The sequence below is a fragment of the Bradyrhizobium sp. AZCC 1693 genome, from assembly GCF_036924745.1.
Lineage (GTDB): Bacteria > Pseudomonadota > Alphaproteobacteria > Rhizobiales > Xanthobacteraceae > Bradyrhizobium.
Map to the genome: position 1 here is coordinate 1,125,910 of NZ_JAZHSD010000001.1, position 21,052 is coordinate 1,146,961.

The 21,052-nt window shown below is 64.0% G+C and carries 18 protein-coding genes and 1 tRNA gene; 8 read left to right on the plus strand and 11 right to left on the minus strand.

The genetic code is table 11. The annotated features are described in order from the left end of the window. Positions 1 to 60 precede the first annotated feature (60 nt). A complete protein-coding gene (locus tag V1293_RS05565; protein ID WP_334507407.1) occupies positions 61 to 216 on the minus strand; it encodes a hypothetical protein in 156 nt (51 codons plus the stop codon). Positions 217 to 567: 351 nt separating this feature from the next. Here V1293_RS05565 and V1293_RS05570 point away from each other — a divergent pair, with 351 nt between their 5' ends. Further along, positions 568 to 2,256: a Na/Pi cotransporter family protein gene (locus V1293_RS05570; protein WP_334507408.1), complete on the plus strand. Its 1,689-nt coding sequence runs from the start codon at positions 568 to 570 to the stop codon at positions 2,254 to 2,256. Here V1293_RS05570 and V1293_RS05575 read toward each other — a convergent pair whose 3' ends face one another. The 6 genes from V1293_RS05575 to V1293_RS05600 all read right to left on the minus strand — a co-directional run bounded on the left by V1293_RS05575 (position 2,257) and on the right by V1293_RS05600 (position 13,482). Beyond that, positions 2,257 to 2,595 (minus strand): lipid-A-disaccharide synthase N-terminal domain-containing protein, encoded by a 339-nt coding sequence (locus V1293_RS05575; protein WP_334507410.1) that lies wholly within the window; start codon positions 2,593 to 2,595, stop codon positions 2,257 to 2,259. Next, positions 2,595 to 3,350: a glycosyltransferase family 2 protein gene (locus tag V1293_RS05580; protein WP_334507412.1), complete on the minus strand. Its 756-nt coding sequence runs from the start codon at positions 3,348 to 3,350 to the stop codon at positions 2,595 to 2,597. The genes V1293_RS05575 and V1293_RS05580 overlap by 1 nt, the downstream gene beginning before the upstream one ends. Positions 3,351 to 3,407: 57 nt before the next feature. Continuing rightward, positions 3,408 to 4,253 carry a phosphatase PAP2 family protein gene (locus tag V1293_RS05585; protein WP_334507414.1) on the minus strand — a complete coding sequence of 282 codons (846 nt, stop codon included), beginning with the start codon at positions 4,251 to 4,253 and terminating at the stop codon, positions 3,408 to 3,410. A 1-nt stretch (position 4,254) separates the two neighbouring features. Further along, positions 4,255 to 5,997 (minus strand): ArnT family glycosyltransferase, encoded by a 1,743-nt coding sequence (locus V1293_RS05590; protein WP_334507416.1) that lies wholly within the window; start codon positions 5,995 to 5,997, stop codon positions 4,255 to 4,257. A 79-nt stretch (positions 5,998 to 6,076) separates the two neighbouring features. Then, positions 6,077 to 8,200, minus strand: a complete 2,124-nt coding sequence (pbpC, locus tag V1293_RS05595; protein WP_334516629.1) for a penicillin-binding protein 1C — start codon at positions 8,198 to 8,200, stop codon at positions 6,077 to 6,079. 71 nt (positions 8,201 to 8,271) lie between these two features. After that, on the minus strand, positions 8,272 to 13,482 hold the full coding sequence (locus tag V1293_RS05600; protein ID WP_334507417.1) for an alpha-2-macroglobulin family protein: 5,211 nt from the start codon (positions 13,480 to 13,482) through the stop codon (positions 8,272 to 8,274). 329 nt (positions 13,483 to 13,811) lie between these two features. Between V1293_RS05600 and V1293_RS05605 the strand changes: the two genes are divergently transcribed. Further along, positions 13,812 to 13,888: transfer RNA gene (locus V1293_RS05605), tRNA-Arg, on the plus strand. 496 nt (positions 13,889 to 14,384) lie between these two features. Here V1293_RS05605 and V1293_RS05610 read toward each other — a convergent pair. Beyond that, the gene (locus tag V1293_RS05610; RefSeq protein ID WP_334507419.1) at positions 14,385 to 14,795 is read right to left on the minus strand and encodes an H-NS histone family protein; all 411 of its coding nucleotides are present in this window, start codon (positions 14,793 to 14,795) and stop codon (positions 14,385 to 14,387) included. A gap of 377 nt (positions 14,796 to 15,172) precedes the next feature. Between V1293_RS05610 and V1293_RS05615 the strand changes: the two genes are divergently transcribed. Together V1293_RS05615 and V1293_RS05620 are read left to right on the plus strand one after the other, a co-directional pair. Beyond that, positions 15,173 to 15,430: a hypothetical protein gene (locus tag V1293_RS05615; protein ID WP_334387579.1), complete on the plus strand. Its 258-nt coding sequence runs from the start codon at positions 15,173 to 15,175 to the stop codon at positions 15,428 to 15,430. A 225-nt stretch (positions 15,431 to 15,655) separates the two neighbouring features. Beyond that, a complete protein-coding gene (locus V1293_RS05620; RefSeq protein ID WP_334507421.1) occupies positions 15,656 to 15,943 on the plus strand; it encodes a DUF3551 domain-containing protein in 288 nt (95 codons plus the stop codon). Positions 15,944 to 16,008: 65 nt separating this feature from the next. Here the strand turns inward: V1293_RS05620 and V1293_RS05625 are convergent, their stop codons facing one another. Continuing rightward, positions 16,009 to 16,284, minus strand: coding sequence for a hypothetical protein (locus V1293_RS05625; RefSeq protein ID WP_442894211.1), 276 nt, complete (start codon positions 16,282 to 16,284; stop codon positions 16,009 to 16,011). A 262-nt stretch (positions 16,285 to 16,546) separates the two neighbouring features. Between V1293_RS05625 and V1293_RS36100 the strand changes: the two genes are divergently transcribed. The 4 genes from V1293_RS36100 (at position 16,547) to V1293_RS05645 (ending at position 20,077) form a co-directional block, all read left to right on the plus strand. After that, a complete protein-coding gene (locus V1293_RS36100; RefSeq protein WP_442894212.1) occupies positions 16,547 to 16,798 on the plus strand; it encodes a PilZ domain-containing protein in 252 nt (83 codons plus the stop codon). Positions 16,799 to 17,117: 319 nt separating this feature from the next. Then, a complete protein-coding gene (gene istA, locus V1293_RS05635; protein WP_334507423.1) occupies positions 17,118 to 18,659 on the plus strand; it encodes an IS21 family transposase in 1,542 nt (513 codons plus the stop codon). Between the two features lie 19 nt (positions 18,660 to 18,678). Next, a complete protein-coding gene (istB, locus tag V1293_RS05640; protein WP_334507425.1) occupies positions 18,679 to 19,440 on the plus strand; it encodes an IS21-like element helper ATPase IstB in 762 nt (253 codons plus the stop codon). A 328-nt stretch (positions 19,441 to 19,768) separates the two neighbouring features. Next, complete coding sequence (locus V1293_RS05645; RefSeq protein ID WP_334507427.1) at positions 19,769 to 20,077, plus strand: hypothetical protein; 309 nt, start codon at positions 19,769 to 19,771, stop codon at positions 20,075 to 20,077. Between the two features lie 182 nt (positions 20,078 to 20,259). Here V1293_RS05645 and V1293_RS05650 read toward each other — a convergent pair whose 3' ends face one another. Both V1293_RS05650 and V1293_RS05655 read right to left on the minus strand, forming a co-directional pair. Further along, positions 20,260 to 20,595 (minus strand): H-NS histone family protein, encoded by a 336-nt coding sequence (locus tag V1293_RS05650; RefSeq protein ID WP_334507428.1) that lies wholly within the window; start codon positions 20,593 to 20,595, stop codon positions 20,260 to 20,262. A gap of 234 nt (positions 20,596 to 20,829) precedes the next feature. Beyond that, positions 20,830 to 21,021, minus strand: a complete 192-nt coding sequence (locus V1293_RS05655) for a hypothetical protein (protein WP_334507430.1) — start codon at positions 21,019 to 21,021, stop codon at positions 20,830 to 20,832. Positions 21,022 to 21,052 lie beyond the last annotated feature (31 nt).

Below are 21,052 nucleotides of genomic sequence, written 5' to 3' on the forward strand. Positions count from 1 at the left end.
CGCACCGGCCAGGCGCTGGCGCTCCGCCCGCGCCATCCCCCACCCGCGCCGCCGAGCGACCTAGTCGACGAATTGCGCGCCGAGCTCGTAGCCGATCCGCCAGGCCAGCCGGCACTGGCGCGGCCTGCCCTCCGAGAAGATCACCGTAAATTCGGAAGGAATTTCGGGATATTCGGCGATGATCTTCACCCCGCCATCCGACACGTCGGAAATCATGCAATCGCGCGGCAACCCTCCGGTCGCGAACTGTATTTTTGCAAAGCTTCTGCACGCCCGTCGTTCGCTGCTGCGGCGATTCGCATACATGTCGATCCCTGGCCTTGTTAGATGTGATCCACCCGTTGGTGCACCAGCTTTACCGAAGAATTGTTGGAATTGGCCTATCGCAACGGCTCGCAATATAACGGTCGCGTTCGAATTCCGTTTACCGAACCTGGCGTCCTGGCTGAAGGCCGAGCTCATCGAACGTGCCCGCGCGGCGCAATTTTCGGCAAATTAAAGGGTTGATCCCCCCTCGTGAGGCGATAGCCTGATCCCTCGACTCGATTTGACGGAAATGAAAAGCGCATGGGAAGTCTGGTTCTGCTCGACCTGATGGGCGGCGTCGCGTTGCTGCTGTGGGGCCTGCACATGGTCCACAGCGGAATCCTGCGCGCGTTCGGACCGAACCTGCGGCTGTTGCTGGCGAAGGCGCTGAGCAACCGCTTCACCGCCTTTGGCGCCGGCCTTGGTCTCACCGCCCTGCTCCAAAGCAGCACCGCCACAGCGCTGATCACCAGTTCGTTTACGTCGGAGGGGCTCGTCAGCCTGGTGCCCGCGCTCGCCATCATGCTCGGCGCCAATGTCGGCACCACGCTGATCGTGCAGATCCTGTCGTTCAACATCTCAGCCGTCGCGCCCGTGCTGTTCATCATCGGTCTGGTCGCCTTCCGCAGCGGGCCTCGCTCGCGGGTCAAGGACATCGGCCGCGTCTTTATCGGGCTCGGCCTGATGCTGCTGGCGCTGCACATCCTGCTCAATACGCTGGCGCCAGCGGAGAATGCTCCGGGCGTGCGCGTGTTCATGAACGCCATCACCGGCGATCCCGTGCTCTGCATACTGTTCGCCGCGATCGTGACCTGGCTGGTGCATTCCAGCGTCGCCAGCGTGCTGCTGGTGATGTCGCTCGCCTATGCGCATTTCGTCACGCCTTACGCGGCGCTGGCGCTCGTCCTCGGCGCCAATCTCGGCAGCGCCATCAATCCGATCGTCGAGGGCGCGCGGCGCGACAATCCCGCGAGCTACCGCCTGCCGCTGGGTAACCTCGTCAACCGGCTTGCCGGCATCCTGCTGGTGGCGCCGTTCCTGCAGCCGATCGCGGACCTTCTGATTTCGTGGCAACCGGATGCAGCCAAGGCAACCGCCCTGTTCCACATCGCCTTCAACGTCGTGACCGCACTTCTCTTCATCGGCCTGCTCGACGGCATGGCGCGGCTGCTGAAGGCGTTGCTGCCCGAACGTGTCAAGGAGGCCGACGCGTCAGGGCCGCGCTATCTCGACGAGAGCGCGCTGGAGACGCCGTCGCTCGCGCTGGCCGATGCCGCCCGCGAGACCCTGCATATGGGCGACCACGTCGAAATCATGCTGCGCAAGGTGATGGCGGCGATGATGACCAACGACCGGGCGCTGGTCGACCAGGTCTCGCAGATGGACAACAGCGTCGACAGCCTCGATGAGGCGATCAAGCTCTATGTCACGAAACTCACCCGCGGCAGTCTCGACGAGCGCGAGGGTCAGCGGGCGATGGAGATCGTCTCATTCGCCATCAACCTCGAGCATATCGGCGACATCATCGACAAGAACCTGAGCGAGCTCGCGACCAAGAAGATCAAGCGCCGGTTCCAGTTCTCGGCCGAGGGCGCCGAAGAGCTTTTCGCCTTCCATAAGCGCACGATGGATTCGCTTCGGATCGCGTTCGGCGTATTCATGTCCGGAGACGTCAACGAGGCGCGAAAACTTCTGGCGGAGAAAGCCGCGCTGCGTAATGCCGAACTGGCCGCGACCGAACGGCACCTCGACCGCCTGCGCGAAGGCCGGCCCGAAACCATCGAGACCACCTCGCTTCATCTCGACGTGCTGCGCGACCTCCGGCGCATCCACTCGCACATCTGCTCGGTCGCCTACCCCGTGCTGGATGCCGCCGGCGAACTCGCCGCCTATCGCTCGACTGAGAGCGATCTGGCGGCACTGCCGGCGCCGGTGCACGGCCGGCCCTGATCAGCGATCCAGCGTCTTCGACGCCTTGCCGCGATGCTTGACGATCAGCATGATGTTTCTGATGTAGATGATCGTGGCCATCGACTGGCCGACGATGATCACAGGCTCGCGTTTGGCAATGCCGTAGATCAGCGTCATCAGCCCGCCTCCCATCGAGAAGAACCAGAACGCAATCGGTATCACGCTTCGTCCGGCGCGCTCGCTCGATATCCACTGCACCAGGAAGCGCGCGGTGAACAGCAATTGCGCGACCAGGCCGAAAGCCAGCCAGAAGTCGAACCTGGCAACGAAGACGTCGTAGAGATAATCGCCGAGCGCCTGCCCGAACTGGATGAACATCAGAAAACCTCGGTGACAGCGGGCGTGGACTTCTTGCGGCGGATCAACCACCACACGCCGGCGAGATCCATGATCCCGATCCATAGGCGGTCGAAGAAGCCGTAATTTGATACGCCGGAATGGCGCGGACGGTCCACAACGTCGACATAGGCAATGTCGAAGCCTTCACGGCGCACGAGCGCCGGCAGGAAGCGATGCAGCCCGTCGAAGTATGGCATCGAAAGGAACACCTCGCGCGGAAACGCCTTCAGCCCGCAGCCGGTGTCGCGGGTACCGTCACTCAGAATCGCCTTGCGCACGCCGTTGGCGATTTTCGACTGCAGCTTCTTGAAACCGGTGTCCTTGCGCCCGACCCGCTGGCCCGCCACGAGACCCACGCGGCCGCCGCCGCTTTCGACCGCCGAGATCAAGTCGGGCAGGAACGCCGGATTATTCTGACCGTCGCCGTCGAGCGTGGCCACGATGGCGCCGCGCGCGGCCCGCACCCCGCTGCGCACCGCCGCCGATTGCCCGCAAGAGTTGGCATGTTTCAGTTGCCGAAGCTGATTGTGCTGCTTCATCAGATCAGCCAGCCGTTTGGCGGTCGCATCCGTCGAGCCATCATTGACATAGATGATCTCGTAGACCCAGCGGCCGTCGAGTGCGTCAATGATTTCCGCAACCAGCGGCGCGACGTTCTCCGCTTCGTTGCGCACCGGCACAACGATGGAAACGGCGACAGCACCTCTGTCGGAAGTAGTCAAATCGGCACTCATCTGGTTGGTTTGGAAAGGCCGGAACCGGGCATATCGGCCGCCTGGCGGCGTCCGCTTTTATGGGGCGAAAGCGCCGCGGGCAACCCTTTTGAGGCGCCCGGACGAGGGCCCTACAAGGGACACAATGGTGCCGTCGCGCTGGATCGCAAACCCGAGCCGGCGGGCCGCAAACCAGTAACGCACGAACATCGCGCCGATGATCCCGACCAATGCGCCGGCGACCACGTCGCTTGGATGGTGGGCCAGCAGCACCAGGCGCGTAGCTGCGATGACGACGGCATAAACGGCCATCGCCATCCGCGTCCCGGGCCAGATGGCCGACACTGCAAAGGCCAGCGCGAAGGCGGTGGTGGCGTGCCCCGAAGGAAAACTGAAATAGGCCGGGGTTCCCGCGAAATGCGAGAAGTTGAAGACGTTGGCCTCACCGCCGACAAACGGGCGGCCGCGACCGACGCTCACCTTGATCACTTCGGTGACGAGAACGGGTACCAGCACCGCGCAGAACAGGAACTGCACGCGCGTTCCCAATCCAAGCAGCAGCGAACGTTGCATTCCCTTCACGGCCGGCGAGACGATCGCAACTATGATCAGCAGCCCGGCCAGCACCGACAGCACATATTCGTCCTTGCCGAAATCGGTGAGAATGCGAACCCACCACAGCGAGGGGGTGCCGCGCGGCGGCATCTGGCCGATTTCCCACGCATCGAACGCGTACATCAGCACGATGATCGTGGCGCCGAGACCGGCTGTAGTCCACAACACATGACGCGCCGCCCGTCGCGCAGCCTCGGCACGCCGCGAATGCGATGGCGAGCGTACAAGTTGAGCGAGCGACAACCACGCCAGCGTCGCGAAGCGCGAAGCATAATTCCTCGAAGGGTCGACAGCAGGAGGCGCAGCCATCTTACTCCGTGCCTTCCGAGCGGAAGATGGCGATCGAGATCGCCTTGCCCTGCGAGATGTTATGACCCTCGATCCGCTTCGCCACGTTGTAGCGCAGCCCGATCGCTTCGGCGCGCTGGACGAAGGCGCGCTCCGTGCGCGATTCAATGAGCGCGAAACGGCAACTGCCCTGCCCGAGGAAATCGGCCGCGCCCGATCCGTCGGTGAGCAGCGTCGCGGTGCCGGTCATGAAGACAAGGCTGGGCTCGTGAAAGCCGGCTGCCGCGGCCTTCGGTCCGACGCAGACCACGTTGCGGAGCGCACGCGCGATCTCGGCGCTTGGAAATAATGTCGTCAGCGACGGCATCACGATGCCGTAGATTCCGACCGCCAGAAACATCGCCGCGACCACCGCATTCAGCAGCGAGCGCTCGGCGCGGCTGTCCTCGAACATCCACCACGCGATCAGGCCGAAGATCATCGCCGCCGCGAGGAAGGGCCAGGCCGGAAAGGCCGGGTAATGCGTCAGCTTGATGGCTCCGATGACGGCGATCACGGCTGCTCCCGCCGGAATGACAAACCACCAGGCCGCCCCGCGCCTCAGCCAGGATCGCGACAGCACGCGGCGCTCCAGCGCGCCGGCGGTAAGGATCGCAATCGCCGGATACAGCGGCAGCACGTAATGCGGCAGCTTGGTCAGCACCAGTTCGAACACGATCCAGGACGGCACCAGCCACGCCAAGAGATATTGCGCGCCGGGCTCACGCCGCGCGCGCCACACGGCCGGCGCCGCCATCCCGGCCAGCGCCGCCCCCGGCCAGAACGTGACCCAGAACAGCAGCAGATAGAGGCCGGGCGGCGCGCCATGGGATTCCTGCGCGCCGAGCTTGCTCAGCATGTCGCCGCCGAGCGAGTTGGAGAAGAATGCCTCGCCCGCGCGCCAGAAGATGGCAACGAACCATGGCAGTACCAGCACCAGCGTCCACATCAGCCCCCAGACCGGGCGCAGCCGCCACAGCCATGCCGCCGAGCGGTCGAGGATCGCGAGCGCAAGGATAGTCAGTCCGACGAACATCAGGATCAGCGGGCCCTTGAGCAGAATGCCGCCGGCCAGCGCCGTCCAGAAGATCGCGGGCGGGCTCCAGGACGGATGCACCGGATCCTCGCCGCGCTGCCAGGACAGATAGACCCGCGCCATCGCCCCCATCGCGGCAACCACAGTCAACAGCAGCATCGCGTCGGTTTTGGCGAGCCGGGCTTCGGCGCCGAGCAGGACGGAACTGCACATCATCAGCGCCGCCAGCGCGGCCCCGCGCCGCGTGACGAAGGCGAGCGCCGCCCAGTAGGTCAACAGAACCGCGCCGATGGCGCCGATCAGGGAGGGAATCCGGTAGAGCCAGATGCGCAACTGCGCCCGCGGCAGGCCGAGCGACGAGGCGGTTTCGACCACGGCGGCCTGTAACCAATAGATGCCCACCGGCTTCTTGTAGCGGACGTCGTCCTGGAAGCGGATGTCGACGAAATCGCCACTTTCGACCATCTGCTTGGTCGCCTGCGCGAACCGCGCCTCGTCGCGATCGATCGCGGGAATATTGAAGAAGCCAGGCAGGAACAGCACGATGCCGCAGAGCAGCAGGAACACAATGGCGCGAAAATGGCTCGCGGTCGCGTAATCGAACGCCGCGGCCAGCCTGCGGCTGGAATGCGTAGGTTTTACAGGCTGTTGGCCCGCTCCGAAGCGTGGGGGTTGCAAGGTTTCAACCATCTTGTTCGCATACGATGAAACCGCACTGCAAACAACACCACAGATTTGCCCTATCTGGCTGTCCCCGGACGCTTTTTCGTCACTGTACCCGGATCACCACGGTGTCGGCCGCCCCCGTCGCATCGATCACCGTGAGCCGGGCAAAGCCCGGCCCGGGCGGATCGACCAGGCGCTGGCGCCGGCTGTCGATCTCGCCGACCGAGGTACCGTTCAGCATGATGGTCAGCGGCAGAACGCCGCCGGCCACCTTGACCGGCATCGGCGCGGCCTGCCCGCCGGCGGAACGATCGACGTCGATCCGCGAGCCGTTCAGGGGAAACTGGATGCGCGGCACCTGATCGCTGCCGGTCCGGATCAGTTCGCCGACGGGGCGGAAGCGCCGCAGCGGCAGCGGCAGTTTGGCGTTGCTGGCGATCAGCGCGCCCTTAGGCGGCTTCGGCAGCGCCACCGGGATCTTTCCGGTGCGCGCAAAGGCGTCGAACAGGATCGGGGCTGCGGCAGTGCGGCCGACCAGGCCCGGCACCGGCGCGCCGTCGGGCCGCCCGACCCACACGCCGATCGTGACGCGACCGTCGAAACCGACCGACCACGCGTCGCGATAGCCGTAGCTGGTGCCGGTCTTGAACGCGATCTTGTTGTGAACGCCGTTTTCCGGCGGCGGCGTCCCAAGCAGCACATTGCCGACCTGCCAGGCCGCGGCCTGGTCCATCAGCCGCAGCGGCTCACGGTCGTCTTTCGCCAGCATGATCTCGCGCAGCGGCCGCGCCGCGCCGACCCGCGCCAGCCCGGCATAGAGCTGTGCCAGATCCTGCAAGCTGACGCCGACGCCGCCCAGGCCCATCGCAAGGCCGGGCGCTTCATCCTTCGGCAGTACCAGGTTGCCGCCGGCCTGCTTCAGCCGCGACGACAACCGGCTGGAGCCGACGCGGTCGAGCAGCGCAATCGCCGGCACGTTCAATGAAAGCTGCAGGGCCTTGCGCACCGGCACCGTGCCCTGGAATGTCATGTCGAAATTTTCCGGCGCATAGGAGCCGAACCGAATGGGACGGTCGTCGATCAGGCTTTCCGGGTGCACAAAGCCGTCCTCGAAGGCGAGGCCGTAGATGAACGGTTTCAGCGTCGAGCCCGGCGAGCGCACCGCGCGGGTCATGTCAACTTGGCCAGCACGGCGCTCGTCGAAATAATCGGATGAGCCGACGCGGGCCAGCACGTCGCCGCTTTCATTGTCGACCGCGATGATGGCGACCGAAATATTCGGCCCCTGCGCCACCGCGCGGTCGCGCGCCAGCGCCTCCAGCGTTTTCTGCAAGGCCGAATCCAGCGTCAGCTTGATCTGCGGCGTATCCTTCACCGTCGCCATCGCGGCATCGGAGGAATGCGGCGCGAGGATCGGCATCGGCTTGCGTAGCCGCGGCACTGTCACCGCCCTCGCCTGCGCCGCGTCCCCTTTCGACACGACGCCATCCTCGACCATCCGGGCCAGCACGCGGTCGCGCGCGGCGTGGGCGACTTGCGGATAACGATCGAGCCGGCGGTGTTCCGGCGACTGCGGCAGCGCGACCAAAAGCGCTGCTTCCGCGAGCGAAAGCCGCTTCGGCTCCTTGCCGAAATAGGCGATGGATGCGGCGCGGATGCCTTCGAGATTGCCACCGAATGGCGCCAGCGCCAGATAGAGATCGAGAATTTCGTCCTTGCTGAGTTGCCGCTCGATCTGGACCGCGCGCACCATCTGCCGCAGTTTTGCGTACACCGAGCGCTCGCGCCGCGGCTCCATCAGCCGCGCCAGCTGCATCGTAATCGTCGAGCCGCCGGAGACGATGTGGCCGCTGCTGCCGAATTGCAGCGCCGCGCGCCCGAGCGCCAGCGGATCGACGCCGCCATGCGACCAGAATCGGCGGTCTTCATACGCCAGCAGCAGCTTGAGATATCCGGGGTCGACTGCCGTCTTCGCATCGACCGGCAGGCGCCAGCGACCATCGGCCATCGCATAGGCGCGCAGCAATTTGCCGTTGCGATCGACGATCGTGGTGGAAACCTTGCGCGCCTCCTCCAGCGGCAACGGCCCGAGCGATACGACCCAGGCTGAGAAGGTGGCAGAGACGACGAGGAGCGTGACCGCAACGGCCGACGCAATACGGAGAAGGCCTCGCTTCCGACCGCCGTCATGGCCGGGCTTGTCCCGGCCATCCACGTTCTTGTCCATCGCAGCCAAGGGCGTGGATGCCCGGGTCAAGCCCGGGCATGACGACTGAGAGTCTTTTCTGCCTGGCGCACTCATTTCGCCGCGCGCACCTCGACCGTGCCGGTGCCGGTGCGGCCGTAGCGCGAGGGGTTGTACATGTCCTCGACATAGGCCTGCGGCAGCACGTATTTGCCCGGCGATACCGCCCGCACGATGTAGGCCACCGTGAACACCGACTTGTCGTCGTTGGCGCGATCGATCGCCGCGGTGAAGCGGTCATCGCGGAACTCGGTATGCTCCGGCTCCTCGCCGTCCTCGATCCAGTCCAGCGTGCCCGAGTCACCCGACGACACCAGCCGCGGGTTGTCGATCTCGAGGCCGGCCGGCAGATAATCGGCCACCATGATGTGCCCGTATTCCGGCTTGGCCTCGGTGATCTTCAACACGACCGCAAAGCGGTCGTTCTGCTTGGCCTTGCTGACGTCGGCCGGCTTGCCGTCGAGCGTGAAGTAATTGCGCTCGATCTTGAAGCCGTTCGACGCCGCCGGCTCCGGGGTAACGGGCGAGCCCGAGACCGAGACCACCGCCTGCACCGGCGCGTCGCCGGTATTGGTGATCTTGACCGGCTTGCCGGCCACCGCCTCCGCCTTGTAGCTGCGATAGAGCGCGGCCTTCACTGGCGATCCATCGACATCCAGCGCCAGCGTCTCCTTCGACAGCGCACGCGCGGCCAGCACCAGCCAGGCGTTCTCCTGCGTCGAGGTGTATGGCGAAAGTCCCCGCGCCACTTCGACCCGCTGGACGGCCTGCGTCAGCGTCGCCCGCGGCGCGTTGCCTTCGCTCGCGAGCGAAACCAGCGCCGCCGCATCGCGCAGCACGGAGCCGTAGTCGACGCGGCCGAACTCGAGCACGGGTTTGGGCGCCAGCGCATCGAGTGCCGCGCCATAGACCCGCTCCGCCCGCGTCTTGTCGCCGACCAACGCCAGTGCGGCCGCGAGCTGCGATTTCGCAATCGGGGTGGCGAGATTGGCGAGCTTGGTGTCGGCGAGATAGCGCAGGTCGCCGATCGGCGCGGCACCATTGCGGGCGAGCACGTAGAGGCCGTAGGCGAGATCGCGGCCGCCGTCCTTTTCCGGCTCGTTGGCGTTGACCACGGAGTTACGGATGCGGTCGAGCGCGTTCTTGAACAGCACGTCCGGCACCGCAAAGCCCTTTTCGCGGGCGCGGGTCAGGAAGTCGGTCACGTAAGCGTCGAGCCAGGCGTCGTCGCCGCCGGCCGACCACAGGCCGAACGATCCGTTCGAGCCCTGCCGTGCCAACAGCCGTTCGATGGCATCCTTGATGCGCTGGTCAACCGCGGTATCCATCGCCAGATGCGCGCCCGCCGCGAGGTCGTTGACATAGAGCAGCGGCATCGCGCGGCTGGTGATCTGCTCGGAACAGCCATGCGGATAGCGATCGAGCGCCTTCAGAATGGTCGCCGCATCGAGCGCGGTGGACAGGCCGACCGACAGCGAGACGCTGCCGGTGCCTGACACCAGGTCGGAGAACATGTCCGACGTCAGCGTCAGGCTCTCGCCTTTTGCCAATGTCCGGATCGAGCGGCGCGCCAGCACCTGCGTAGCCGCCTTGATGTCGAGCGCATAGCGCCGCGCCAGCGTCAGGCCGTTCGGCCCCTTGATGTCGACGTCGAGATTGGCCGTGCCGGCGCCGCCGGCATCGAGCACCAGCGCCATCGAGGTCCGCTGCTTGGCAGCGAGATTGACGGTGGTCGTCGGATTACCCGTCACCTTTACCGGGCCCGATGTCTTGACGCTGATGCTGTAATCGCCGGCCGCGCCCTCGACATTGTCGAGATCGAAACTCATCGTGCCCTTGTCGCCGTTGAGCAGGAAGCGCGGCAGCGTCGCCGTCAGCACCACGGGGTCGCGCACGGTAACGTCGATGGTGGCCCGGCCGAGCTTGCTCGAATTCCACGCCACCGCCATGACGCGGGCCGTGCCGGCGAATTCCGGAATATCAAAACTGATTTCCGCGGTGCCGTCGTCGCCGACCGTGACGATCCCTGAATAGAGCGCCAGCGGTTTTTGCGTCGGTGGCGACCCCTGCAGCTCGGCGCCCGCGGAATCGCCGCCGGTCCGGATCTGACCGCGTGTACCCTGCATGCCGTCGATCAACTGCCCGTAGAGGTCGCGGATTTCGGACGTGAGCCGGCGCTGGCCGAGATAGTAGTCGTCCGGCGCCGGCGGCTTGTAATTGGTCAGATTGAGAATGCCGACGTCGACCGCAGCGACGACGATCTTGGCGTCCTCGCCGGGATTGAGCCCGCCGAGTTTGACCGGGATCTTCAACGCGGTGCCGGGCCGAACCAGCGGCGGCGGCGAGAGCGCGACCTGCAGCGTGCGCATCTTCTTGTCGATGCCGAACCATTTTAGCCCAATCGCCCGTCCCGGCATCCGCAACGCCGCCGCATCGAGGGGACGGCGCAGCGTCGCCAGCACGTAAGCACCGGTGCCCCAGTCCTTGCCGACCGTCAGCTTGACCTGCTGGGTGCCTTCCTTGACGTCGATGGTCTGCGTCGTCAGCAGGCGGTCGCCGAGCACGTTGATGGTGAGCTTGCCGGCGGTACGGGCATTGACCGACACCACCATGGTGTCGCCGGACGCATATTCCGGCTTGTCGATCGAGGTCTCCAGCAAATCAGGCGTATCGGCGCTGCCGTCGGAGTACCAGCCGACGTCGAACTGCACTGACGTCACAGGTCCGTCCGCCTCGGTCGATTTGACGTCGAGGCGATAGCGGCCCGGCTGCGGCGCGAGCGACACCCGCGCCGCCTTGTCGGCTGCAAGCGTCAGGTCGCCATCGGCGACGCGCTTGGTCGACTTGACCGGCTCGTACTCCCAGGACGAGTTCTGGCGATACCATTGATAGCGCGACTCCATCTTCAGGAGTTCGTAGCGCAAGCCATCGCGCGGCAGTTGCTTGCCGTCGGGACCGACGAACACGACGTCGAACTCGGCCTTGTCGCCCTCGGCCACGCTCTTGTCAGCGAATAGCGGCTTGATGCCGATCAGCGCCGCCTGCGGCGCCACGGGGAGCACCAGCTTGCGCTCGACGGCGCGGCCGCCGGTCTCCACCATGCGGATGAATATCTGCGCTTCCTGCGGACGGGTCGAGGCCGGCGCCTTGGCCAGCGACACCGGGAAGGTCGCCACGCCATTGGCATCAGCCTCAGGCAGGTTCTCGATCGGGGTGCGCTCGTTGGAGGCGGTTTCCTCATCCGCCACGCCGAACTGGTAGCCGGGATAGCCCGGCCGCCCGGAGGCTGCGGGAGCGACCAGCATGTCGCCCTCGAGCTGCAGGCCCGAGGCCGGGGCGCCATAGAGGAACTTGCCGGCGACCTTAAGCTCAACCGGAGTCTCAGCCTTGATCATCTTCTCCTTGGCCGAGACGTCGAATTCGATCCGTTCGGGGATGTAGTCCTCGACCATGAAGGTGGTCTCGCCGACGGACGAGCCCTTGGGGTCGGTAAAGGCTCGCACCCTCCACGTCCCGGTCGGGACCGCGGAATTGAGCGGCAGGACAAGAGACCGCCCGCCCGCGCCCTGATCCGGCAGCACAGCGCGGCGGAATTCGACGCCATCGGGCCGCTCGATCACCAGCGTCAGCGGTCCGCCGGCCATCGCGTTGCCCTGCCCGTCGCGCAGCAGCGCGGTCAGATAGACGGTTTCGTTTGAGCGGTAGACCCCGCGCTCGGCATAGACGAAGGCGTCGGCGCCTGCCGGCACCACCCGCCCCGACACGCCGCGGTCGGTGAGGTCGAAGGCATTGGTCTTCAGGCTGAGGAAGGCATAGTCCGCCTTGTCGCTCATGACCGTCAGCAGCGCCGGCGAAAGCCCGCCCTCGCCGCGCGCCAGCCCCACCTCGAACAGCACGTGGCCGGCATCGTCGGTCTTGCGGGTGGCGAGGATCTCGTTGTTGCGCGCGACCAGCCGCACGTCGGCCTTCGCGACGGCTTCCGTCGAGGCCAGCGAATTGACGAACACATGGATGCCGTCATTACCGGAAAACGCCGTCAGGCCCATGTCGGAGACGATGAACCATTGCGTCGCCAGCGAGCCGTCATCGTCGCCGCTGCCGGGGCCTTTTGCCGACGCCGTCATCACATAGACGCCCGGCTGCAGGTCACCCAGCGCCTGGTCGACCGGGAACGCCGTCACGACGTCCTGGTTCAGCGTGGTCGCGGTCGCAAGTTCGCCGGACCAGACCTTGACGCCGCGCTCATTGCCCAAATCCGAGAGCTGGTAGCTGGAGAGCGTCTTCTGGAAATCGCTGTCGACCACCGTGTTGATCAGATTGCGGTCGCCGATCCGGAACACGTTGACGTTCACCGACGGCGTATTGACGCTGACCAGCGGGATGCCGCGCTGGCCGGTGCGCGGCAGCACATAGGCGCGGCCCGTGAAGCGCACGAACGGCTTGCGGTCGCGCACATAGATGTTGAACTCGGCCGATTTCGGCAGGCTCTCCTTGACGGTCGATGGCAGGCCGGCGCGCAGATTGATATTGTAGCGTTCACCGTGTTTCAGCCCGTCGACGCAGAGCTGCTTGCCCTCACTGGTCAGCGCCGGCTTGTCGGTGCCGGCCAGCGCCAGGAACGGCGCGAAGTCGACCCGCTTGGCGAGGTCTTCGGAGAACTGGAAACAGGCGCGCGGCGAAGCCCCGTCTGAATCCACGGTATAATCCAGCAGGCGGAAACCGTGCTGGTCGCGCAGTTTCTCGTACTGGCCGCGGACCTCGGCGACCTCGCGCATGTCGAGCGACAGCCGCAAGCTATCCAGCGCCGGACGCCACAGCTTGCGTTCGGACATCGCCCGGCCGAGCACGGCCAGCGCATCGGCCTCCTCGGCCTGGTTGCCAGCGCGCTGATAGGCGATGTAGGCCGCGGTCGAGGCGCGCTCGTACAGGAAGGTCTGTTCGCTGGAACTGGCGGAGCGGATCTGGAAGATGGTTTTGGCGAGTTTTAGCCAGTTGGCGCTGTCTTCGGGCGTGGTGGCGGCGATCTGGCCGAGGATCTGCAGGCCGACGCGGAAGTCGGCGCGCCTGAAGGCGGCGTCGGCGTCGTTACGCAGGGTCGCGGCGGATTTGGCGACCGGCCCCGCCTCGCTCTTGATCTGGGCTTCCAGCTTGACGGCCGAATCGGCCAGTTCGTCGCGCTTGAACGCCTTGTCCGCGGCCCCTGCCGCCGTCAGGCCAAGCGCCAGTGTGGCGCAAATCACTGTGGCGCGAACCAAACCGATCATGATGGGCTCCTTGCCGCGGACATCAGCCGCGTAACGTCAAAAAGTGCGCGAAAAGGTGACGGACTGATGGCAGTGGTTTCGGCTTGCGAAAAGGTCGCATGCATGGCGCTGGCAGTCCAAACGGTCCCGGCCGCACCGCCCGGCGGGGGTGCCGGCGGCTGGCCTTATGTCAGGGCGGACCATTGGCTTTAGCCCACCGTCTGCCTTAGTCGCGAACCCAAAGAAATCGGTTCGACCGTCTTGGCGGGAAAGCGGATTTTTCATATTGGCAGTGTTAGATAAGGAAGGCCTATACAAGGCGGATACCAAGGGTGGCTACCCGCCCGGACGGTCCCATAGCTCAACTGGATAGAGTAACGGATTTCTACTCCGTGGGTTGCAGGTTCGAATCCTGCTGGGATCGCCATTATCGCTCAGCGGCGGCGATTGGGACATGTCCATCGCGCGCCCCGCAACCGTAGCCCGGACGAGCAAAGCTCACATCCGGGTTTCCTGCCTCTCGCTCCGCTCATGCGGGCTTACGTTTGCAGTTTTGGCGCGGTCATTCCGGGAGGCGGATGCACGATCCCATTAATATAAGTAATTCGAAGACGATGCATCTGATGTTGCACGGATAGCACTGCACGTCCCAAAAGTGGAACCACGATCGATCTTCGCGCGCGCTGTATCGCACCGACACTAGCCGACGACCCGACAAGGGCGCACCTTGATGCGCGGGGAGAGTTCAGGAAGGGGCATCACGATGGTGGCGAGAGCAGCGCACGGCAGAACCAAACGACGTCCGTCAGCCTCAAGGAAGCCACGCCGTGAAGGGGCCGCAAAGCTCGCCAGACGGCTGGCCGAGGTGCAGGCACTGCGCAAGCAGGTTCAGAAAGCCGAAGCTGCCCGACTTTAGTGATCGCCTATGCTGCGTGCCTGATCCGAAAGTCGTCGATCCGCTTGCCGGACTTTAGTTGTGCGGCCAGCCAGCGGGGCTTCTTGCCGCGTCCCGCCCAGGTCTCCGACGGCCGGTCCGGATTCCGATATTTCGGAACGACCGGAGGATAGGGCCGGCGCTCCGTCGACGACTTGGCACCCGAAGACTTGGCACCTGAAGACTTGGCACCCGAAGACTTGGCACCTGAAGACTTGGCACCCGAAAACTTGGCATCGTCAGTTGCATGTTGAGTTTCAATTCCGCGCTGGAGTCTCCTCAAGCGGTTTTCAAGCACGCTCTTTTCCGCCGTCAGTGCCGCAGCAAGCCTGGCGGCAATTTCCTCATGGAGCGCCCACAATTCGTCGGTGGACATCGACTTGAAGTCATTCCGGTTCATGACGGTCCCCAATCATGATTCGAAGTTTTGAGCTCTCATCGTCGGCCGATAACTCATAACAAGGCCGATTCAAAACGCTCTATTGCATCAGGTTAGATGGAGTCGTGCTTCCACGGAAGAAATATGCGTTGTGCAACGCAAGCTTGACCGAAGAAATTTTCCTAATTCCGATAACACAACCCAAGATTGACCGCATCATCCAGCCGCCGCGGAGGAACCCGTGGCGCGGACTTCGCCGCGCATCGCTCCGCTCAGGAGAATAATTTGTGCATTAAAGGCCAAGGAAAACCGACGCGGCACGGGTGACGATTGGCGGTTTGGGCTTATAATGCCGGCCGGAAATTGCTTCCGTTGCCTGACAAAGGATGCGGATCGTCATGCCAAAAAAGGGAATTACCGGCCACGACGAATGGGTCGTCACGGAAGCGCTGGCAACGGCACTGATCGCGCTTGAGCAACTCGAGCCGACCCAGCAATCGCGCCAGCAGATGGACGACATCAGGAAACTTCTGGCAGCCAATTGTCAGCCCGGAACCCTTAACCTGCATCTCGCCCAGGCAAAGTGCCGGCTAAACCCCCACGCCGATCGCGCCGTCATCTATCGAGAGTATGGATTTGAGGATCGGGAAGTCTGAAAAGCGGGCTCGTGGTCAGCGTAGCGGGAAGCGTAGCCGGATGAGCCAACAGTTCGCGCGTATGCGCGCCACAGTGACGAGCGCAAATTGCGCTCGCACAGTAGTGACGAACGCAATTGCGTGCGCAGTGAGAGGCTCCGCGACATCCGGGATCCTGTTTGCTATGTCCCGCATGTCGCTCCGCTCATGCGGGCTACTTGCTCACAGTATTGGGAGGATTTCAGGATGAAGTTGCCACATGCGCCCGCCTGCGCAACGGCTTTGACGCTCATGGCGGCGACGATTGCCCTGACCTCACCTGCCCGTGCCCAGACCTACGATCCGAGCTATCCCGTTTGCCTGCAGGTCTACCAAGGCGGCATCGCGGACTTCTATTTCGAGTGCCGCTATCAAACGATGGCGCAGTGTATGGCGTCGGCCTCGGGCCGCTCCGCCCAATGCGTGGTCAATCCATATTACGGCGGGCCGAAGTCCGGGCGCAGCAAGCGGCAAAAGCGGTCACAGGAGTATTGAAGCGTGCAAGCGTAGCCCGGACGAGCGGCCTCGCCGCCGCCCCACCCGCCCGATCGTCCCGCTCATCACCAGCCGTAAGTGCCGAGCGCGAGCGGCCTCGATGGGGCCTTGGCGGTTCGCGTCGTGTCGGGCCTCAGGCAGCGCCGGGCTGCTTCGATCTCGGCGTCGCTCGCGCCTTTGCCGCGGGCCCACTGCTCGGCGGCGGACGCACTGTATTGCGCCACGTAGTAGCGCACGACAGGGCATGAAATTCGACGCAAAACACCAGACTGTTCGCCCGCAAAGCCAGCGCTTGGCGTTCCCAGGCAGAGCGCCAGCACACACATCCAACGTAAATGCATTTGATTCCCCTCTACACACCAAGAGAGGCTGGCTTTCACCGGCGCATCAAGCCCGATTGTGAGTTCCGCATACGGAACTGGCGGAGCTGTGCTTAAGCCGCAACTGCACCCTCCAGATCCCGGCTGTTTCGCCCGTGGAACCCGGCTTTATGCGATGATTAAAATTGATTGTTTACGAAGAAGACCGAACCTGATTGCCGCCTGAGCGTAATTCGCTAGCCTCGGCCTGCCAGGGGCCTGGCTCGAACTGCTGGAAACTCCGATGGAATGCGAACGCCGATCTATTGCGAGGACGACGATTTCGAAAGACGCGCGGCTATTCTTTGACGCGCAGCGCGGTGTCTTCACTTGCCGCGTTCAGGACGTCACGAATTCCGGGGCCGGAATCGAACTCCACGCCCTCAATTTGCTGCCGCTGGATTTCGAATTGAGCTTCGACAATTTTCATACCGTTCGCGAATGCCGCGTGATCTGGCGGCAAGGCGATTTCGTCGGCGTTGCGTTTCAAAACTGATCGATCTGAATCCAGGCCCAATCAGGAGATCGCTGGCCGATACGGACGGCTTGCCGGAAATCTTCAACTCCTCGACGCCGTCTTCCGCCTTCAATATTCAATCAATCCGGCCTGCAGTTTTGTTGCTATCTGGCAAGTGCGGAATCCGAGGCAAGGCGGCCACCGATTCCGACGGAAAGCGGTCACCGATTCCGATCGAAAGCGGCCAGCCAATCCGAACGAAGGCGGCCACCCTGTTGATAGGGTGAGACGGGGCGCGTTGTCGGCAATCTGAACGGGGCAAGGTCCTCCTTTTGCGGTCCACGCAATGGGAGGTCTGATGCCCGCCGAGAGATTGCCGATGCGGAAGATTCGAGAAGTTCTGCGCCTGAAGTATGCCTGTGGGGCGAGCGATCGGGTGATCTCCCGATCGGTCGGGATCGGCCGCACGGCGATCGCGGAGTATGTCCGCCGCGCCGCGGTGATCGGCATCACCTGGCCGATACCGGAGGAGCTCGACGACACCGCGCTGGAGCGCAAGCTGTTTGCGCCGGCTGGCTATAACCCACCGCGATCGAAGCCGCTTCCGGAGTGGGGACAGATCCATGCCGAGCTGCGCCGCCGCGGCGTGACGCTGGCGCTGCTGTGGGAGGAATACCGCGGTCATCATCCCGACGGCTACGGATACAGCCGGTTCTGCGACCTCTACGTCGAATGGCGCCACGGGGTCACGGCGACCATGCGACAGACCCACGCGGCCGGCGAAAAGCTGTTCGTGGACTTCGCCGGCGATACCATGCCGGTGTTCGACGGGCTCACCGGGGAGGTGCGCGCCGCCAAGATCTTCGTCGCGGTCATGGGAGCGTCGAATTACACCTTTGCCCAAGCCCGGTTCAGCGAGACGCTGCCCGACTGGATCGGCGCCCATGTGGATGCGCTTAGCTTCCTGGGCGGGGTGCCGAAGGCGCTCGTCTGCGACAATCTGAAGGCCGGGGTGACGGTGGTGAGCCGCTACGAGCCGGGCGTCAACCGGACCTACCAGGATCTCGCCGCCCATTACGGCACCACCATTATGCCGGCCCGGCCGCGCAAGCCGCGCGATAAGGCCAAGGTCGAGGCGGCGGTTCTTATCGTCCAGCGATGGATTTTGGCCCGGCTGCGCAACCGGCGCTTCTTCTCGCTCGCCGAGTTGAACGTCGCGATCCGCATCCTGGTCGACGAACTCAACGCCCGCCTGATGCGCAAGCTCGGTGCCAGCCGCCGCGAGTTCTTCAACACCATCGATCGTCCGGCGCTGATGCCGCTGCCGGCCGAGCCCTATCAGTACGCCGAATGGCGTCGTGCCCGCGTGGCACCGGATTACCACGTCGAAGTTCAGGGACACTTCTACTCGGTGCCATCCCGCCTGATCCGCCAGGTCGTCGAGGTGCGGGCCACCGAGGCTACCATCGAGGTGTTCCATCGCGGCACCCGCATCGCCAGCCACGCCCGCTCGGGCGTGAAGCGCCGCCACACCACGATCCCCGAGCACATGCCGAGCGCGCATCGCCGATACGCCTTCTGGACGCCGGCGCGTCTGCTGGCCGCCGCCGAGCAGATCGGTCCGTCCACGATCGCGCTGTGCGAGGCGATCATGCGGACAAAGCCGCATCCCGAGCAGGGCTTCCGATCCTGTCTCGGCATCCTGCGGTTGGAAAAGACCTATGGGACGCAACGTCTCGAAGCCGCATGCCGCCGTGGGATCAGCATCGGCTCAGCGAGCTATCGGTCGATCGCCTCGATCCTCAAGACCGGCCTGGACAAGGCCTTCCTTCCCGACACCACCCCCGACGCCGATCCCATCCAGCACGGCAACATCCGTGGCCGCGGCTACTACCACTGACCAGCAACAAGGAGACCTTATGCTCAGCAACCACACCCACGAACGTCTCGCCGCTCTCGGGCTCGCCGGCATGGCCAAGGCCTTCGATGATCAGCAACGCCAACCGGACGTCACCGCGCTGACCTTCGAGCAGCGCCTCGGCCTGATGATCGATCGCGAAGCAACCGAGCGAGAGAACAAAAGGCTCATCGTGCGCCTGAAGTTCGCCTCGCTACGGCAGACCGCAATCGTCGAAGATGTCGATCTGCGCGCTCCGCGCGGCATCGACCGCGCCTTCTTTGCCAAGCTCGTCGATGGCGATTGGATCGGCCGCAAGCAAAATTTGCTCATCACCGGGCCGACCGGCGTCGGCAAGAGCTGGATCGCCTGCGCGCTCGGCCACAAGGCATGCCGCGATAATCGATCGGTCTTATACCATCGCCTGCCAAGGCTGTTCGAAGCTCTGGCCCTTGCCCGCGGCGACGGACGCTACGCGCGGCTCCTTAAGACGCTATCGAGGGTCGATTTACTCATCCTGGATGATTGGGGCCTTGCCCCGCTTACTGGCGAGCAGCGCCGCGATCTCCTCGAAGTCGTCGACGATCGCCACCAGCGTGGATCGACCATCATCACCAGCCAGGTGCCGATCGAGCATTGGCACGAGGTCATCGCCGACCCGACCATCGCCGATGCCGTCCTCGATCGCCTCGTCCACAACGCTCACCGCCTCATCCTCAAAGGAGACAGCATGCGAAAAATAGCTGCCCAACGTGCCAATCTTGACGCCGCCAAGAAAAGCTGACCCAACTCCTCACGCCGGCAACGACACCCCGGCCGCCTTCGTCGGAACAGGTGGCCGCATTCGATCGGACCGCATGGTCGCGTTCAATCGGAATCCCTGGCCGCAATCCCCGGAATCCGCAGCAAGCGCAAGACGCCCCCGTACGGCAGCGGACTCGGGGAACCGCCCGCGGGTAAACAAAACACCCTTGGGGCGATGGAACTAACATCGAAACCCGGCGTCGAATCTCGATGGTTCCGTTTCCTCCGGAACACGACCCAAGCAAGTTGACCGTTCTGGCGCGTCCCTTCTGCGCCGGACCGTTCGGGGTCCATGACGGGAGTTCAGCATGTCCTGGGATCGTCCGTTCGCTCAGCCTGTCCCACTTCCGGAGGGGCCGCCTGCGCAAACCTTGCGAGACGCCGCCGCCTACATCAGGAAGCTTCCTCAGCCAGAACGCGATTGTCAGGAATGGCGGCTTGCCGTCCAGATGCTGATTGATGCCGCCGAAGATCGCGGACCCATGCTGTTTGCCCGCATGGGAATTGTCCGAGCCCTGGAAGCGTACGTCGAAAGGACACTTAATCCCGAGCGCCAAAGTCCAGGCCAGGATCGAAGTCAAGGCAATCTGAAGTGCGACCGTGACGCCAGCATCTGAATCCAGATCGACATCGTCAGCGATGTTGCCGAAACGCCTGACGGCTTTCCAAGCCGAACAGCCGGAAGCTCACGCGGATTGGCACCCTGCAGCAGATCGGCGCAGCACGCCCGCACGCTTCATGGCCAATTGGCGGATTGGCCGAAGTATGAGCACGCCGCAACGGCCGGCTGCAAATCTTCTTAGGCTACCTGCCTGATTCGAAAATCGTCGATCCGCTTGCCGGACTTCAATTTTGCAGCAAGCCAACGCGGCGTCTTCCCTCGTCCCGCCCAAGTTTCGGACGGCCGGTCCGGATTCCGAAACTTCGGAACGACGGTTGGATATGGGCGCTTCCTTGTCGACGAACTCTCGCGCTCAGCTTCGACGCCCCCCTTAAGTTGCTTCAGGCGATTTTCGAGTACGCGCTTCTCCGCAAGCAGCGAGGCGGCAAGCCTGGAGGCGATTTCTTCGTGGAGTGCCCACAGCTCATCCGTGGACATCGATTTGAAGTCATTCCGGTTCACGACCGTCCCCAATCATGATTCGATGTACCTTTCATCGTTGGCAGAAAACTTGAGCAGAATAAGGCCGATTCAGAACCTCTTTCGGGCCGAAAAGTTCCAGTCGGCTGGCTTCGTCTCACAACACAACCATCACGAATTTTCTTGATGGCGTACCTCAATTTCCTCTTACAACCGGTGATAGATTGGCCGCGCGACGCGCGAGGCATGTTGACGATCAGAAGTTAAGCGCCTCTCGTTGACGGTTCCCTAATCGTGCGACCGCATTTCGATCCGCCGTTCGCGCATCATCCCGTGTATGCGAGTTCGCTGCGCGGCGGCGAAGCACATATTATTCTCGTTATTCTCGCCGTGCGATATTTCATCCGGGTTACCCAATTCGACGCAATGCCGCCCTACCCCCGCCACGTCAGCGCCAAACTCGAACAGGAACGTGCGCATGGAACCTCCGGCGGGCGCTAAGCCCGCCCGC

What these genes read in the sequence shown, in the direction of transcription:
- V1293_RS36100 (WP_442894212.1), top strand. Translation starts at nt 16,547, where the DNA reads ATGGAATGCGAACGCCGATCTATTGCGAGGACGACGATTTCGAAAGAC.
- V1293_RS05565 (WP_334507407.1), bottom strand. Translation starts at nt 216, where the DNA reads ATGATTTCCGACGTGTCGGATGGCGGGGTGAAGATCATCGCCGAATAT.
- V1293_RS05620 (WP_334507421.1), top strand. Translation starts at nt 15,656, where the DNA reads ATGAAGTTGCCACATGCGCCCGCCTGCGCAACGGCTTTGACGCTCATG.
- V1293_RS05580 (WP_334507412.1), bottom strand. Translation starts at nt 3,350, where the DNA reads ATGAGTGCCGATTTGACTACTTCCGACAGAGGTGCTGTCGCCGTTTCC.
- pbpC (WP_334516629.1), bottom strand. Translation starts at nt 8,200, where the DNA reads ATGGACAAGAACGTGGATGGCCGGGACAAGCCCGGCCATGACGGCGGT.
- V1293_RS05575 (WP_334507410.1), bottom strand. Translation starts at nt 2,595, where the DNA reads ATGTTCATCCAGTTCGGGCAGGCGCTCGGCGATTATCTCTACGACGTC.
- V1293_RS05615 (WP_334387579.1), top strand. Translation starts at nt 15,173, where the DNA reads ATGCCAAAAAAGGGAATTACCGGCCACGACGAATGGGTCGTCACGGAA.
- V1293_RS05590 (WP_334507416.1), bottom strand. Translation starts at nt 5,997, where the DNA reads ATGGTTGAAACCTTGCAACCCCCACGCTTCGGAGCGGGCCAACAGCCT.
- istA (WP_334507423.1), top strand. Translation starts at nt 17,118, where the DNA reads ATGCCCGCCGAGAGATTGCCGATGCGGAAGATTCGAGAAGTTCTGCGC.
- V1293_RS05625 (WP_442894211.1), bottom strand. Translation starts at nt 16,284, where the DNA reads ATGCATTTACGTTGGATGTGTGTGCTGGCGCTCTGCCTGGGAACGCCA.
- V1293_RS05600 (WP_334507417.1), bottom strand. Translation starts at nt 13,482, where the DNA reads ATGATCGGTTTGGTTCGCGCCACAGTGATTTGCGCCACACTGGCGCTT.
- istB (WP_334507425.1), top strand. Translation starts at nt 18,679, where the DNA reads ATGCTCAGCAACCACACCCACGAACGTCTCGCCGCTCTCGGGCTCGCC.
- V1293_RS05645 (WP_334507427.1), top strand. Translation starts at nt 19,769, where the DNA reads ATGTCCTGGGATCGTCCGTTCGCTCAGCCTGTCCCACTTCCGGAGGGG.
- V1293_RS05610 (WP_334507419.1), bottom strand. Translation starts at nt 14,795, where the DNA reads ATGAACCGGAATGACTTCAAGTCGATGTCCACCGACGAATTGTGGGCG.
- V1293_RS05655 (WP_334507430.1), bottom strand. Translation starts at nt 21,021, where the DNA reads ATGCGCACGTTCCTGTTCGAGTTTGGCGCTGACGTGGCGGGGGTAGGG.
- V1293_RS05585 (WP_334507414.1), bottom strand. Translation starts at nt 4,253, where the DNA reads ATGGCTGCGCCTCCTGCTGTCGACCCTTCGAGGAATTATGCTTCGCGC.
- V1293_RS05570 (WP_334507408.1), top strand. Translation starts at nt 568, where the DNA reads ATGGGAAGTCTGGTTCTGCTCGACCTGATGGGCGGCGTCGCGTTGCTG.